Source organism: Bifidobacterium colobi (genome assembly GCF_018555455.1).
Classification (GTDB): domain Bacteria; phylum Actinomycetota; class Actinomycetes; order Actinomycetales; family Bifidobacteriaceae; genus Bifidobacterium; species Bifidobacterium colobi.
The window spans coordinates 125,395-141,105 of sequence record NZ_JAFEJU010000005.1; the positions used below are offsets into that span (position 1 = coordinate 125,395).

15 protein-coding genes are annotated in these 15,711 nt (G+C 58.4%); 3 read left to right on the forward strand and 12 right to left on the reverse strand.

The features are described from left to right. Window positions 1-193: 193 nt before the first annotated feature. The 12 genes from typA to JS530_RS08450 all read right to left on the reverse strand — a co-directional run bounded on the left by typA (window position 194) and on the right by JS530_RS08450 (window position 12,846). Complete coding sequence (gene typA / locus JS530_RS08395) at window positions 194-2,119, reverse strand: translational GTPase TypA (RefSeq protein WP_214376724.1); 1,926 nt, start codon at window positions 2,117-2,119, stop codon at window positions 194-196. A 208-nt stretch (window positions 2,120-2,327) separates the two neighbouring features. Further along, a complete protein-coding gene (locus JS530_RS08400; protein ID WP_214376725.1) occupies window positions 2,328-2,891 on the reverse strand; it encodes an isochorismatase family protein in 564 nt (187 codons plus the stop codon). A 2-nt stretch (window positions 2,892-2,893) separates the two neighbouring features. Then, window positions 2,894-4,348, reverse strand: a complete 1,455-nt coding sequence (locus tag JS530_RS08405; protein ID WP_214376726.1) for a purine-cytosine permease family protein — start codon at window positions 4,346-4,348, stop codon at window positions 2,894-2,896. A 102-nt stretch (window positions 4,349-4,450) separates the two neighbouring features. After that, on the reverse strand, window positions 4,451-5,350 hold the full coding sequence (locus tag JS530_RS08410; RefSeq protein ID WP_214376727.1) for an NUDIX hydrolase: 900 nt from the start codon (window positions 5,348-5,350) through the stop codon (window positions 4,451-4,453). A 136-nt stretch (window positions 5,351-5,486) separates the two neighbouring features. Beyond that, window positions 5,487-6,170 carry an SMC-Scp complex subunit ScpB gene (gene scpB, locus JS530_RS08415; RefSeq protein WP_240541157.1) on the reverse strand — a complete coding sequence of 228 codons (684 nt, stop codon included), beginning with the start codon at window positions 6,168-6,170 and terminating at the stop codon, window positions 5,487-5,489. Further along, on the reverse strand, window positions 6,170-7,039 hold the full coding sequence (locus JS530_RS08420) for a segregation and condensation protein A (protein WP_214376729.1): 870 nt from the start codon (window positions 7,037-7,039) through the stop codon (window positions 6,170-6,172). Before JS530_RS08420 ends, scpB begins: the two co-directional genes overlap by 1 nt. Before the next feature lie 92 nt (window positions 7,040-7,131). After that, window positions 7,132-7,971, reverse strand: coding sequence for a ParA family protein (locus tag JS530_RS08425; RefSeq protein ID WP_044088912.1), 840 nt, complete (start codon window positions 7,969-7,971; stop codon window positions 7,132-7,134). A gap of 375 nt (window positions 7,972-8,346) precedes the next feature. Beyond that, window positions 8,347-9,273: a site-specific tyrosine recombinase XerD gene (xerD, locus tag JS530_RS08430; RefSeq protein ID WP_214376730.1), complete on the reverse strand. Its 927-nt coding sequence runs from the start codon at window positions 9,271-9,273 to the stop codon at window positions 8,347-8,349. Window positions 9,274-9,510: 237 nt separating this feature from the next. Further along, window positions 9,511-9,894, reverse strand: coding sequence for a 50S ribosomal protein L20 (gene rplT / locus JS530_RS08435; protein WP_214376731.1), 384 nt, complete (start codon window positions 9,892-9,894; stop codon window positions 9,511-9,513). 53 nt (window positions 9,895-9,947) lie between these two features. Next, the gene (rpmI, locus tag JS530_RS08440; RefSeq protein WP_033890065.1) at window positions 9,948-10,142 is read right to left on the reverse strand and encodes a 50S ribosomal protein L35; all 195 of its coding nucleotides are present in this window, start codon (window positions 10,140-10,142) and stop codon (window positions 9,948-9,950) included. Further along, entirely contained in the window at window positions 10,123-10,857 is a 735-nt protein-coding gene (gene infC, locus JS530_RS08445; protein WP_101624994.1) for a translation initiation factor IF-3, read from the reverse strand. Before infC ends, rpmI begins: the two co-directional genes overlap by 20 nt. 327 nt (window positions 10,858-11,184) lie before the next feature. Further along, window positions 11,185-12,846, reverse strand: a complete 1,662-nt coding sequence (locus tag JS530_RS08450) for a spermidine synthase (RefSeq protein ID WP_240541158.1) — start codon at window positions 12,844-12,846, stop codon at window positions 11,185-11,187. Between the two features lie 75 nt (window positions 12,847-12,921). Here JS530_RS08450 and JS530_RS08455 point away from each other — a divergent pair, with 75 nt between their 5' ends. From JS530_RS08455 to ybaK, 3 genes are all read left to right on the forward strand, one after another. Continuing rightward, complete coding sequence (locus JS530_RS08455; RefSeq protein WP_214376732.1) at window positions 12,922-13,659, forward strand: thiamine diphosphokinase; 738 nt, start codon at window positions 12,922-12,924, stop codon at window positions 13,657-13,659. 230 nt (window positions 13,660-13,889) lie between these two features. Further along, entirely contained in the window at window positions 13,890-14,948 is a 1,059-nt protein-coding gene (gap, locus tag JS530_RS08460) for a type I glyceraldehyde-3-phosphate dehydrogenase (protein WP_214376733.1), read from the forward strand. A 94-nt stretch (window positions 14,949-15,042) separates the two neighbouring features. Beyond that, the gene (ybaK, locus tag JS530_RS08465) at window positions 15,043-15,552 is read left to right on the forward strand and encodes a Cys-tRNA(Pro) deacylase (protein ID WP_214376734.1); all 510 of its coding nucleotides are present in this window, start codon (window positions 15,043-15,045) and stop codon (window positions 15,550-15,552) included. Window positions 15,553-15,711: the final 159 nt, after the last annotated feature.

Sequence of the window (15,711 nt, forward strand, 5' to 3'; positions counted from 1 at the left end):
CCGCTCCAGTATAAGTTTGGCTCCCCTCACAGTGAGGAGAGCCAAAGCAATTACTGAACAATCACACTACTTGTTGTTCTGGTTCTGACGATGCCGAGGCGTTAAACGAACAGTCCAGTGGACTGTTCGTAGCCGAGGTGAGCGGATGCCACCATAGGGCATCCGCGAAGGCAGCGTCGTCAGAACAATCAAACTACTTAGTTTGATTGTTCTGACGACGCTGCTTGGCGCGCCACTTGTACCAATCTTCGCGGCCGAGGATGATCTTGCGCACGCGGATGGACTCCGGGGTCACTTCCACGCACTCGTCCTCGTTGGCGAAGTCCAGGGACTCCTCGAGGCTCATCTTGATCGGCGGGGTCAGGGTTTCCAGCACGTCAGCGGTGGAGGAACGCATGTTGGTCATGTGCTTGGCCAGCGTGATGTTCACATCCAGCTCGTCAGGCTTGTTGTTCACGCCCACAACCTGGCCTTCGTAGACCGGGGACTGCGGCTCGACGAAGAAGTTGCCACGAGCCTGCAGACGCTGCATGGCGTACGGAGTGGCCACGCCCTGACGGTCGGAGACCATGGAACCGTTCTGGCGGGTCACAATCTGGCCGGCCCACGGAGCGTAGCCGGCGGAGATGGAGGATGCGATGCCGGTGCCGCGGGTGGCGGACAGCAGAGCGGTGCGGAAGCCGATCAGACCACGGGACGGCACGGTGAACTGCAGACGCACCCAGCCGGAACCGTGGTTGGACATGTAGTCCATGCGTCCCTTACGGTCGGCCATCAGCTGAGTGACGGTACCCATGTATTCTTCCGGCACGTCGATGGTGGTGCTTTCCATAGGCTCGTTGACCACACCGTCGATCTTCTTGGTGACCACCTGCGGGCGGCCGACGGTCAGCTCGTAGCCTTCACGACGCATCTGCTCAGCCAGCACGGCCAGTGCCAGCTCGCCACGGCCCTGAACCTCCCATGCGTCAGGACGGTCGGTGGGCAGCACCTTGATGGACACGTTACCGATGAGCTCGCGGTCCAGACGATCCTTGATCATGCGGGCGGTGAGCTTGTGATCCTTGCCTTCGGTGCCGGCCAGCGGGGAATCGTTGACGCCGAAGGTCATGGAGATGGCCGGATCATCGACGTGGATCAGCGGCAGCGGCTTCGGATCGTTGGGGTCCACGATGGTTTCGCCGATCATGATGTCGTTCACGCCAGCGACTGCCACGATGTCGCCAGGACCAGCGGAGGCCACAGGGGTACGCTCGAGACCCTGGGTGCGCAGCAGTTCAGCCACGCGGAAGTTCTCGATGGAGCCGTCCACACGGCTCAGACCGTAGGTCTTGCCCTTCTCGAGGGTGCCGTTGTAGATGCGGACCAGACCGAGTCGGCCGAGGAAGTCGGAGGAGTCGATGTTGGCCACGTGAGCCTGCAGCGGGGCGCCTTCCTCGTATTCCGGAGCCGGAATGTACTTGATGATGTCTTCGAACAGCGGTTCGAGGTTGTCGTTGTCCGGCAGAGCGCCGTTCTCCGGCTGGTTGGTGGAGGCGTAACCGGCCTTGGCCGCGCAGTAGACCACCGGCAGATCAAGCAGGTGGTCGAGATCGAGGTCGATGCCTTCCTCGACAACGTCCTGAGCGAGGCCGAGCAGCAGATCGGTGGATTCGGAGACGACCTCGTCGATACGGGCGTCCGGGCGGTCGACCTTGTTCACGCACAGGATGACCGGCAGCTTGGCTTCCAGAGCCTTACGCAGCACGAAACGGGTCTGCGGCAGCGGGCCTTCGGAAGCGTCCACGAGCAGCACGACGCCGTCGACCATGGAGATACCACGCTCCACCTCACCGCCGAAATCGGCGTGGCCAGGGGTGTCGATGATGTTCAGGGTGATGCCGTCCGGGTGACCGTACTTGGCGGCCAGCGGGCCGGTGTATTCCACAGCCGTGTTCTTGGCGAGAATGGTGATGCCCTTCTCGCGTTCGAGATCGTTGGAGTCCATCACACGATCCGGAACTTCCTCACGCTCGTTGAACACGTGTGACTGCTGAAGCATGGCATTGACCAGCGTGGTCTTGCCGTGATCGACGTGAGCCACAATAGCCACATTACGGATATCTCCACGAACCGCCATCGAAACCTCTCTTAATACTGATTCTTTTGCGTAATCGTTCGGTACTTGCGTACTTATGTACTTATCTAGTGGGTTTTGTTTCCCTGTACTTACACACAAACCGTCACGAGTGTACCGGCATGGCTTGACCTTGCGCATCATGCAAAAAGCCTGCACTTGCCGTAGGTCAGCAAGTGCAGGCTTTTGCGATCAATCATGCGTGCGGCAATCAGCCGAGGATTGCAGCGGAATCGGTGATGGTGATGAGCGGTGCGAACAGTGCCATTGTGTCGAGTGCACGTTGGTGATTCTCGGGGCTGGAACCTTGGCAGGCGTCCGCGGCGACGCGCACGGCAACGCCGGCATCGGCTGCGGCAAGTGCCGTGGTGATGACGCAGCAGTCGGTGGCGACGCCGCACACGGTGATCTTCTTGGCGCCCTCGATGGCTGCGGCGAGCTCGCTACCCCATTTGCCGAATGTGGCAAGGCTGACGATGGGATGACCAGCAGCCAGAGCGGCGGTGTCCTCCGTCAGGTCATACATCGGATCGTCCGGCGGCACGAGGAACTGCGGCCAGTCCTTGAAGTAATCCACCCATGCATCCTTGGCAGGCGTTGGCGCCACGTACCGGGTATAGACCACGTGGTCGCCATAGGCTTCTGCCAAGGCTTTGAACGCAGCATCCGTGGTATGGAAGGAACCGTCCGGACAGGCCCAATCGGACCAGTCGGACTCAGCGAACACCTTCTGGCGGTCGATGACGACCAGCCATTCATCGGATGGAACAGTCATAATTAGTTCTCCTTATCCTGTGCTTCCTGAGCGGCAATGTCACCACGCTGGAAAATCAGTGCGCCCACGAAGCCGATAACCAATGCCACAATCACGCCGAGGTTGGCGGATGCCCAAGCACCATCCTTGCCGCCGAAGATGCCGAGGAAGTAGCCCTGCCATTCGAGCCAGCTGGCGGACGTGTTGACCACAAGACCCCAGCCGAGCAGCGTGCCGACCACGAGAATCACCAGGGACTTCACGTTCCATGCGCCGTAACGGCCTTCGGCCTTGTACAGGTCTTCGGTGTTGTAGTCCTGCTTGCGCAGCAGCACATCGGCGATGAACAGGCCGGTCCACACGGCCATCGGCACGCCGAGGGTAATCAGGAAGCCTTGGAATGGGCCGATGAATGTGTCGGAGAAGAAGGTCACGTACACCACGCCGAGCACGGTCAGTGCTGCGGTCAGGCCGGCGGCGGCCACGCGCGGCAGCTTGATGCCGAAGCTCAGCAGGGCCAGACCGTTGGAATAGTTGTCCATGATGGCACCGGACATAAGGCCGAGCACAGCCACGAGCGTGAACGGCACAAGGTACCAGGTCGGCAGAATCGAAGCCATGGCACCAATCGGATCGTTGCCCACGGCGTCGGAGAGCTTCTGGTTGGAGACGGCGAGCAGGCCACCGTAGATCACCAGCAGCACCGGAGCCAGCGAGGCACCAAATGTGGACCAGAAGACGATGCCGGCATTGGAGGATTTACGCGGCAGATAACGGGAGTAATCGGCGGCCACGTTCACCCAGCCCAGGCCGAAGCCGGTCATGACGAACAGGAATGCGCCCAGCACCGCCGGAGCGGAACCGGCCTGCGACGCGCCGACTGCGGCGAAATCAATGTGTGACCAGCCGAGGATCAGGAATCCGATGGTCACCACGCCGCTGATGATGGTGATGGCCTGCTGCGCCTTCATGATGAGGTCATAGCCGAAGATGCCGGCCACAACCACCAGACCAACCACGATGATGGTGGAGATGATCTTCGGCGCGGCGCCGGAGCCCCAGCCGAGACGCTGGAATGTGGAGGCGAGCGCCAGCACGGCGGTGGTGGTCAGGGAGATTTCCCAGCCGAGCGTGGCGATCCAGCTCAGCACGGACGGCACTTTGGCGCCTTCCACACCGAACGTGGCGCGGGTGATGACCATGGTCGGCGCGTTGGCGCGCTTACCGGCGATGGAGACGATGCCCACCAGCAGGAACGAGACGACAATGCCCAGAATCGCGGCAAGCGTGGCCTGCCAGAACGAGATGCCGAAGCCGAGCGCCCACGCGCCGTACGACATGGCGAGTACGGAAATGTTGGCGGCGAACCAGGGCCAGAACAGGTCCTTCGGACTGCCGTGGCGGTCGGACTCGGCGATGGTGTCGATGCCCTGCTCCTCCACGGAGAGCGCGGAGCTCTTCTCCTTGGTGTCACTCATAGTGAACCTTCTTCTCTTGATTGTTGTGCTGCTCGCAATTGCCCAAATTCGATTGCGCACTGGCTCATTCGCCGGCACATCGTGCACCGCAGCAGCATTTCTTTATTCGTGAGCCGAGGGAATCAGCGCAGACAGCGCATCACGATGCTCGGCATCATGATGCGTGGGTGATTCGGCTATTCGCTTGTGATCATGCCGCGCCGCGAATAACTCCGTGACGCCAACATGATGGGATGCGTTCTCCACAGCGGAATCCTTGGGTGCGTACCGGTAGACGGCGGCCGGACGTTGTCTGCCTTCGCGTCGTTTGGTTCCGGTATCTTCCAGATCTCCCGAAGCGAGCATTTTGCGGCGGAAGTTCGCCAAATCGATGGTCTGACCGGCGATGGCCTCGTACACATCATGCAGCTGACGCAGCGTGAAAGTGGGGCCGAGCAGTCTGGTGGCCACATCCGAATATTCGATTTTGGAACGCAACCGTTCCAGCGCGTATTCGATGATGGTCCGGTGGTCGAAGGCGAGCGTCGGCAAACCGTTTTCCGGGAACCAGCGCACGTTGTCGCCATCCTCGAAACCAGCCGCTTCACTCTGTTCCACCAACGCCCAGTACACGATGGACACCATGGGCAGGCCACCATGGGAGCGATCGGGATCGCCGAAGGTGTAGAGCTGTTCGAGATACCGCGGATGCAACGCTGTAGTTGATTCCAATGCTTCGAACGCTGACTGTTCGAGTGAACGATCGGAGCGCAGGTGACCGCCGGGCAGCGCCCAAGAGCCGAGGAATGGTTGGCGTACGCGCTTGACCAAGGGCAGCCAGAGCTGTGGGCGACCTGTTGCGCTGGCAGTATCGTCTGCGCTGACGTTGCCCACTGGATTACCCTGCCCAAGGTTCCGAGCGCTCTGGTCAGCGGACTGCGCCGGCCCCAACGCCAGAATCACCACAGACACTCCTACTTGAGGCGGCGCACTGCGACGCTCGGACACGTTGCCGAATCCCATAGTGAGCCTCCTACCCTAGGATGTTGCGCCTGCGGTAGTGCAGGCGATTGCTCGGGCGGCATCTCGCGGAGCCTTCCCTCAAGACTCTGAGCATAGCACTAGTTTTAGTCATTATGACTATAACTAGTGGATTCGTTCACGCTTCGGACGCTGCGGATGCTTCGGGTACCATAGCTGTCTCGGGCACCACGGGCGACTCCAATGTCTCCATGTCTTCGCGCGCATTCGCGAGCCGTGTCATTTCGGCCTCCGGAGGCAGGAACGGTGCCAGAGACGGCAGCTGATCCAACGAATCCAATCCCATACGCTCCAGGAACAATGTGGAAGTCACCAGCAATGCCGCCCGCGATTCAGGATCGACACCTTGCTCCTTAATCAGCCCGTGAATGCTCAAGGATCGAATCACACCGTCTGAATTGACTCCGCGAATCGCGGCGACCTGCGCACGCGTAACCGGCTGACGATATGCCACAATCGCAAGCGCCTCCAATGCCGCTTGGCTCAAGCGTGCGGTCTGACCATCGGTGACGAACGCCGAAACCACCGGCTCGAACACCGCGCGATTGGCGAACTGCCATCCTCGCGCAGTGCATCGCAGCTCAAATCCACGTGGGCGAGTTGCCCCCTCCCCCGCGTACTCCGCCTGCAATTGCAGCAGCGTCCGCTCCACAAGGGCATCCTCAACGCCCAGCACGCGTGCAATATCCTTGGAATTCTGCGGCTGATCAGCAACCATCAGTATCGCCTCGATCGCTGCCGGCAATCCACCAGGAAAATCATCAACAGCGAAATCCGCCGTAGTAGCTTGCTCATCGCTCATCAGGCAAAATCTCCTTCGGATATGTCCACATCGCTCATGGCATCGTCCACGCCGGAAACCCATCGCAATTGCAGTTCTGCAAACGGTCCGCTTTGGCGGTATTGCAACACTCCCTGCTTAAAGAACATGAGTACCGCCATAAATCGCGCGACTATCTGCAGCCGGCTGGTGCAATCGGCAGTCAATTCGGCGAACGATACGGCACTGTGCTCGCCGCCATGGTTGAGCGCTGCCATCAGACGCTCTCTGACCAGTGCGGACTGTGCGCGCAAATCGACCAAAGGCACATGCAGTTGATGTACGGAAACCTCGGTTGCTGGCGCGTTCGCGATCACCTGCGCGGCAAGCTTGGCCAAATCAGTGGGTTGCATGGTCCACACCAGTTCCGGCAGCATACGGGACATGGCCTCGTCCATATATGCCGGATGCGCGAAACGGCCGGAGTTTTGCGCCATTCGCGCGCGGAAATCAGAGGCAGCCTGCTTGTAGGCGCGGTATTGAATCAGTCGAGCGAAGAGCAGATCACGTTCGCGCAGCGCCTGCAGACTTTGCTCGTCGGCTTGGCTCATCTCCTCGTTGCGGGGCAGAATGGCCGCGCTTTTCGCCTCGACCAATATGGAGGCGATGTCCAAGAACGCGCTGGCTTCATCCATGTTCTTGGTGAAGTCGAGTCCGCGCACATACGCCAGGAACTCTTCGGTGATCGAAGACAGTGATACTTCGGTGATTTCAAGCTTATTGTTGGCGATCAGCCCCAACAGCACGTCGAACGGGCCGGAATACACCTCCAGATTCACATGGAATTTGGAGGTTCCTGCCGCTTCAACGGATTCGGATGGTGTGAGGGGAAGATCTGCATCGCTCATCATCGCACCATCCGACTCATGCCCTGTCGTCTTGATTGCCAGACACTATGCATCACTATGGGTTGCTATGGGGTTGCCATGGGTCACACGAGCGGCTACGCCACTACACCGCGTGCGACCATCTCGCGAGCCACCTCGCGGTATTCCTTGGCGGTCTTGTGCCCCGGCGCATAAATCACGATAGGAGCCGCAGCCACTGTGGAATCCGGCAGTTTAATCGAGCGGGAGATGCACGTGTGGAAGACCTTGTCCTTGAACGCCTCGTAGATGCGCTGGCAGACTTCCTCGCAATGCAGTGTGTTGGTGTACATGGTGACCAGTACGCCATCGACTTCCAGCGACGGATTGATGCGGGACTGCACCTTTTCTATGGACTGCATCAGCAGCGCCACGCCACGCAGCGCGAAGAACTCGGCTGCCACGGGAATGATCACACCATCAGCCGCGGTCAGCGCGTTGACGGTGAGCAGGCCGAGTGAAGGCTGGCAATCCACGATGATCAGATCGTACTCGTTCTTAAGCTTGCGCAGCACACCGTTCAGAATCTGCTCACGGCCCACTTCGGTGACCAGTTGCACTTCGGCAGCCGAAAGATCAATGTTCGCGGGGATGATGTCGATGTTCTCGAACGCCGTGTGCTGCACCACATCATGCGGGTCGACGGAGATATCGAACAATGCCGTGTAGATGGTGTTGTCAACAGCGTTCGCATTGATGCCGAGACCCACGGTGGCGGCACCCTGCGGGTCGAAATCGACGATCAACACACGACGGCCGTACTGGGCAAGCGCGCCGGCAATATTGATGGAACTGGTGGTTTTGCCTACGCCGCCCTTCTGGTTGCACATGGCGATGACCCTGGCCGGGCCATGCTGCTGCAACGGTTCGGGAGCGGGGAAGGTCTCATATTCACGTCCAAGCAAATCGGTAGGCATACTGTTTACCTTATCAACATCTTCCACTGTCTGTGGTGCAACGACATACGTTCCGGCCATAGGCAAAGTCCCTTGCCTGAAACCGTCGACCGTCATTCGGTCATCACGCCAGTCTTCCATCGTCGTTCTGCGCCCCTCCATCGGTATCACCAACTGTTTATAGCCTACTCTCTCAGGGATACCGCCCAATTGATGACAGGAAACGGTTGAGGAGCCCGTCTCAGCGTCCGTATGTACGCGCAATCATGAAGGCTGCGCGTACATACGGACGATTTTGGGCATGAAAACCTCCGTATGTTCGCGCACCACTGGTTATTTGCGCGTACATACGGACGAAAACTGCGAATTACTACTCAATTACTACTCAATTACTACTCATCTGGCACGCGGATGAGAAGACAGATACGCCTCAATCAAATGCTCGGGACTCACATGGGTGTAGATCTGCGTAGTGGTCACGCTGGCGTGGCCCAACAGCTCCTGCACGGTACGCACATCCGCGCCACCTTGGATGAGATGCGTGGCGAACGAATGGCGTAACGTATGCGGATGCAATGGCCGTGTGATGCCGGCGCGCTGACCGGCATCCTTGACGACCTCCCAAATGGATTGTCGGGAAATCCTTCGGCCGCGCTTGTTGAGGAATACCGCTCGGCGTTCAGGCACCGCGGCAGTGGAACGACGTTCGAGTTCGCCACGCGCCTGCTCAAGGTACGCATGCAATGCCATGCAGGCGTAGCTGCCTATCGGCACCAGCCGCTGCTTTGAGCCTTTGCCCATCAATCGAGCCACGCGCTCATCCAGGTCGATATCTTCAAGATTGGCCCCGGCAGCCTCCGATACACGGCATCCGGTGGCATACATGAATTCCAGCAATGCCTTGTTGCGCAGCACCACCGGATCGTTCGAGCCGCCGACCGCAGCCGCGTCCAACAATCGTGCCACTTCATCCACGCTCAGCACGTCGGGGAGGGTGGACGCGCCCTTGGGTGCTTTGACAGGCGCAGAAACATCATCGGCAACCACATGTTGGGCCAGCGCGAATCGATGAAACTCATGCAATGACGCCAATCTACGTGCCTTGGATCGAGCCGACTCCCCCGCCGCATCAAGCGCGGCAACATAGTCCTCAACATCCTGCCGAGTGATGGCCTCAGGATGTTCAATGCCTTTGGTTTGCAGCCAGTCCACATACTTGGCGATGTCTGATTCGTACGCCCGCACTGTGGCATCGGCAAGTCCTCGCTCCACGCCGATATGCACGAGAAACTGCTCGGTAAGTTTGCTGAAGCTGCTGGTCATGGTGTTTTATGGTAATCGGAAAAACGGCTCGGTATGGTCATGCGGTTCTTTCCAGTTGGAGTAACCAAGGTTGTAGAATCTCATGAACCTTATATACGACGAAACCCCGCCAAATAGCGGGGTTTCATTCATAGTATCAATCCACTGAACTATCAGCCTCAGGCCTGACGCGTTTCACGCGTCCTTCGCAGCATAGCTGCTCACCTCGGCTACAGACAATCCACTGGATTGTCTGTTTCACGCCTCGGCGGGAGCGTTGATGTCCTCAGGCAGAGCAGCCTTGGCAGCCTCAACGATGGTCTTGAAGGTCTCAGGATCGGAGACAGCCAGCTCGGCCAGAGCACGACGATCCAGTTCGATGCCAGCAAGGTGCAGGCCCTGGATGAAGCGGTTGTAAGTGATGCCCTCAGCGCGGACGGCAGCGTTGATACGCTGGATCCACAGCTTGCGGAAGTCACCCTTGCGAGCCTTGCGGTCGCGGAAGTTGTAGTTAAAGGAGTGCAGCAGCTGTTCCTTGGCCTTGCGGTACAGACGGGAACGCTGACCGCGGTAACCGGAAGCCCTCTCGAGAACAACGCGACGCTTCTTGTGTGCGTTCACTGCGCGCTTGACACGTGCCATAATCTATTCCTCAGCTTTCTAAAAAGTCTTTATTATCCGTGTAAGCCCTAAGCTCACTTCTGCAGAAGCTGCTTCAGCTTCTTAGCCTGGCCACCGCGCAGCACAGCGTCAGCGGACAGAGCGCGACGCTTGCGAGCGGACTTGTGCTCGAGGTTGTGGCGCATGGCGGAACCGACCTGCATCACCTTGCCGGAGCCGGTGATACGAGCGCGCTTGGAAGCGGCGGAATTAGTTTTCATCTTCGGCATTGCTGCCCTCCTTGCTGGTTTGCTTCTTCATATCGGAAGTCTGGGGAGAAATCGAGGCCTTGGCATCGGCTGCGGCCTGTGCCTGAGCCTCCTGCTTGGCGGCAAGACGTGCAGCCTGACGAGCCTGACGTTCGGCGCGGGATTCAGCTCCGCGACGACGCTGCTCAGACTGGGTGTGCACCTTCTTACCCTTCGGCGCGAGGGTCATGATGATGTTGCGGCCCTCCTGCTTCGGCTTGGATTCCACGGTGCCGAACTCCTCGACATCGTCAGCCAAGCGCTGCAGCAACTCAACACCGCCAATCGGGCGGGAAATCTCACGACCGCGCAGCATAATGGTCACCTTGACCTTATCGCCACCGTTCAGGAAGCGGGTCACATGGCCCTTCTTCACGTCGAAGTCGTGATCGTCAATCTTGAGACGGAAACGAATTTCCTTGATTTCCGCGGTGCTCTGATTGCGGCGAGCTTCACGAGCCTTGATCTTCTCGTTGTACTTGAACTTGCCGTAGTCGATGAGCTTGGCGACCGGAGGCTTCGCGTTCGGTGCCACCTCGACGAGATCGAGGTTTGCCTCCTTGGCCAGGTTCAGCGCAACAGTAGTCGCGATGACGCCCACCTGCTCGCCCTTCGGGCCGATCAGGCGTACCTGCGGGACGCGAATCTCGTCGTTAATACGTGGTTCGTCGCTGATGATGACTCCAATCCTCTGCATGTTCCTACGCGGGTCCACATAAATCCCCATCAACGCATTGGATTCATGACAACATTGGCCAAACGACATACGTCGACCATCCAGCTGTAATACCTGTGTGCATTACATGTTCCGATTGCCTTATTGAGTAGCAATCTCTAGGCTGTTGCCTTGAACCCGAGACCTTGAAAGGTTTCCAGGTGGGGTTGCCCCGCTTTCTTGATTTCTCAAGCCAAAGAGAAAGTGTACCATATGCCCGGACATTGCTCGTCAGTGTGTCGCAATGTCGCACAGCTATACGTCAGCAAGCAATATCCAGCACTTTGCAAGTGCATTGCACCTGCATCATTATTGCACCGCACGCAGCAGACCGCCGATACCTTCCTTCTGCAATATTTCGCGGTATGGGCCGGCTTCCTGCGCGATGATCTGATCGATGGCACGCATACCGAGTACTTCCACTGGCGCTTTATCATCCGTCAAAATCGTCGAGGAAGAGTCCGGCTGCGGTACAGCAGTGAATCGACCGGCAACCTTTTCCATATACCACTGCAGCTCACTACTGGACGTGCGCGCATAGGTTCGTTGACGCAGACGATCCGCCTTGGCGACCTGCTTCATATCGCTCGCTGATTGCCCAGCCGATGATTTCTTCGCGAACAGCTCACGGTTCGTAGTATTCGGTACATCGGCGGTCAACATATTGCCTGCACCGAACACGCTGGCGATCGTGTCGCTCAGCGCTTCGTTGATAGAACCCTGGCCATCCGAAACCATGTTCATGTTCACCACCATCACACCACCGGGATTGAGATGTTCGCGCACCATCGAGAAGAACTCTATGGAACTCATTTGAAATGGAATGGTGATGTCTTGGTACGCGTCGACCATGATCACATCGTAGGAATCATGCGAGGCGGCAAGCCATGCCCGACCGTCGTATGTGCTGACCGGCACATCGCTTGGTTCGGAGAAATACCGTCCGGCCAGATCGGTGATCTTCTGGTCGATTTCCACACCGGTGATGGTCATATCCGGGTAATACTGCTTGAGCTGGCGCGCATAGGTGCCGGTTCCCATGCCGAGAATCAGCGCGGAGTCGGCCTTGTCTGCGAGCGCCGGCGCGGCGAGCGCGGTGTCGTAGTACATACCGGTCAATCCTGGCTCTTTCATGGTCACCGATTGCACGCCGAACAGTACGTTGGTGGAGAGGATTGTGCGGTCGGAGAGGTTTTTGACCTGCAGATAGTTGTAGATGGACTCCCCCTCATAGGCGAGGTTGGTTTCCCAGAATGCGAATCCGGTCAGGGGCGAGACACAGCTGGTGATCACGAATATCACCGCAGACACCGCGCAAGCCACCCGATGCGCCTTGATGGAGATGAAATACACCAGTGGAATGACCAGCAGCGCGCCGGAGAAAATCAGGAAGCTGACGAATGTGCCGACTGCCGGAATTGTAACGAACGTGGGCAGGAAAGTGCCCAAAATCGAACCGATGGTGTTGCACGCGGAGAGTCTGCCCACCACGGAAGCGTTGTCTTCCAAGGAGGTTGTCGCGAACTTGTTGAGCCCGGCGGTCACCGTGCCGAGCAGGAACAGCGGCGGCACAAAGATAATGGCGCAGGAGATGAACGCCGCGATAATGAGGAAGTTCGTGGACACGGTAACGATCAGCAAGCCGGAGATGATAAGAATCAGATACTTGCCCACCAGCGGAATCAATGCAATCCATACGGCCGCGACCATGATGCGCATATACAGCTTGTCCGGATTCGGATCTTTGTCCGCCCAGCGCCCGCCGAAGACCGCGCCCAGTGCCAGCGCGATCATGATGGTGCCGATGATGATGGTCCACACGATCTGCGAACTGGAGAAATATGGTGCCAGCAGACGCGAGGCGCCTAATTCGGCAGCCATCACCGACATGCCGGAGAAGAATTCGGTGACATACAGGAAGACTTTTGATTTGAGGATCGGTCTCTCGCTTGCCTCGGTGATATGTGCCATGCTTCCCGCTTCCATGTATCCACAGTCGATGTTCTGTTTCGCCAGACTAGCAGCTGACCGGCTACAGTTGGCGTCATGACCAAGGTATGTGTGATTTTCGGTGCCGGCGAATATTACGGAGCGCCGGATGCTGCTCTGATTCCAGCCGATGCGACCATTGTGGCCGCGGATGGCGGGCTCGACCATACGCGCGATTTGCATGTGACGCCGGACGTAGTGGTCGGCGATTTCGATTCACTCGAGGGCGAACGTCCGTCCGCGGATGCCGGAACCCGTACCGTAGTGCTGCCTCCATTGAAGGATGATCCGGATATGCTCTCCGCATTGAAGATCGGCTGGGCGGCCGGATGCCGTGAATTTCGCATCTGGGGAGGCCTTGGCGGACGCGTTGACCATACGCTCTCGAATATTCAGCTGATAGCATTGCTGGCGCAGCATGGCGCCAGCGGCTACCTGTTCGGCGACGGGACTGTGATTACCGCCATTTGCGATGGCGCACTCGGCTTTGCCGCACATCCGGTTCCGGAAGCGGGCCGCATGGTGTCCGTATTCTCCCTTTCCGATGTTTCGCTTGACGTGAACGAACCTGGGCTGAAGTATGAGCTTGAACATGGCACGCTCACCAATACCGTGGTGCAGGGGGTGAGCAACGAGTTCCGGGATAATGTGGCTGCATCGATCAGCGTTGCGCAAGGCACGCTGATCGTCACCTTCCCCGCTGAGGTAACGTTGCCATCCGTGCGCCGCTTCCGTGAGTTCTCGGGAGACATCGGCGCATTGGATACCAAGGTTTCCACCCTGTTGGTGCGTTAATGCCATATGCATATGTTCGGTTTTCACCGACGTGCAGCATGGTCGATGAACGCATGGCAACGCTTGCCTGAACATTGGTGTGAACGCTCACAAAAAAATGGAACTTTTTGCCCAAAACACACGTTCAGACGTTGCTTTGTGTACACAGTCGGCATTACAGTAACAACTGTTGGTAAACAATGGCGTGGTGTGCCAAGGCACATTACCGCCACCCTACAAGGGAGAATTACATGACAGTTAAGATTGGTATCAACGGCTTCGGTCGCATTGGTCGTCTCGCCTTCCGTCGCATCTTCGAGCTGCAGGCTCGTGGCGGCCAGGCTGGTGACATCGAAGTTGCCGCCATCAACGATCTGACCACCCCGGCCACCCTGGCTTACCTGCTGAAGTACGATTCCACCCACGGCACCTTCCGTCACGACGACGGCACCCCGGTCGACGTGAAGGCCACCGAGGACTCCATCGTGGTGGACGGCAAGGAATACAAGGTCTACGCCGAGAAGGACGCCAACAACATTCCGTGGGTCAAGAACGACGGTGTTGAGTTCGTGCTCGAGTGCACCGGCTTCTACACCTCCGCTGAGAAGTCCCAGGCTCACCTGAACGCCGGCGCCAAGAAGGTCCTGATCTCCGCTCCGGCCAAGGATGACGTCACCCCGACCGTCGTGTTCGGCGTGAACCACACCATCCTGAAGCCGACCGACAACATCGTGTCCGCCGGCTCCTGCACCACCAACTCCATGGCCGCCATGGTCAAGCTGCTGGACGAGAAGTTCGGCATCAAGGCTGGCTTCATGACCACCATCCACGCTTACACCGGCACCCAGATGCTGCTCGATGGCCCGCGTGGCACCAAGTCCGGCCGCAACCTGCGTGCTGCTGGCATCAACACCATCGCTCACTCCACCGGCGCTGCCAAGGCCATCGGCAAGGTCGTTCCGTCCGTGAACGGCAAGCTGCAGGGCCACGCTCAGCGCGTTCAGGTCCCGGACGGCTCCGTCACCGAGCTGACCACCGTGCTGAACACCGAGACCACCGCTGACGCTATCAACGCCGCCTTCAAGGAAGCCTTCTCCAACACCGATTACTACGGCTACAACGATGAGGGCATCGTCTCCTCCGACATCCTCGGCGACACCCACGGTGGCGTCTTCGACCCGACCCAGACCGACGTCAACACCGTTGACGGCGTGACCCTGGCTCGCACCGTGTCCTTCTACGACAACGAGTACGGCTTCACCTCCAACATGATCCGTACCCTGCTGTACTTCGCTGAGATCTCCGAGTGAATCCACGCGGGTCTGCCCGCAATGGTTCGCTAAAGAACTAAGCTGAAGAAACCCCCGCCGCACGCGGGGGTTTCTTCGTAGTAGAACGGAAACTATGGCAAAGAAGAACAAACACGGAAAAGGCGCCGGCTCCACTCCCGCCACAGTGCAGTTGGAGAAGGCCGGCGTGGAGTTTCAGCTTTACGAATACGAGCATTCCAACGACCACATGGATGATGGCTATGGCGTCGAAGCCGCCACCAAACTCGGTTTCGATGAGCATCAGGTATTCAAGACCCTCATGGCGGACACCGGCTCCGAACGTGTGGTGGGTGTGGTACCGGTCAGCGGCCACATGGACTTGAAAGCGCTGGCAGCGGCCGTCGGCGCGAAGAAGGCCGCGATGGCCGATCCAAAGGTGGCCATGCGCGAATCCGGATACGTGGTGGGCGGCATTTCGCCGCTCGGTCAGAAAACCCATCACAAGACGGTATTGGACGAAAGCGCATTACAATTCGATAAAATTTTGGTCTCCGGAGGCAAGCGTGGATTGTCCGTTGGGGTCAATCCGAACGATCTGTTGAAGGTGTTGAACGGCATCGCAGCACCGATTGGTACTTGGTGATCATGCACTTCCCACGGTGTGGTCGCATCACTACCCGTTGTTTCTAAGGAATGGCTTTATTCCAAGGTTTTGCAAAACCACACCATGGGTAGTTGACCACACCGTGGGTAGTGACCACACCGTGGAGATTAGTGGAGGATTAATGCCATGTAGGTTGCC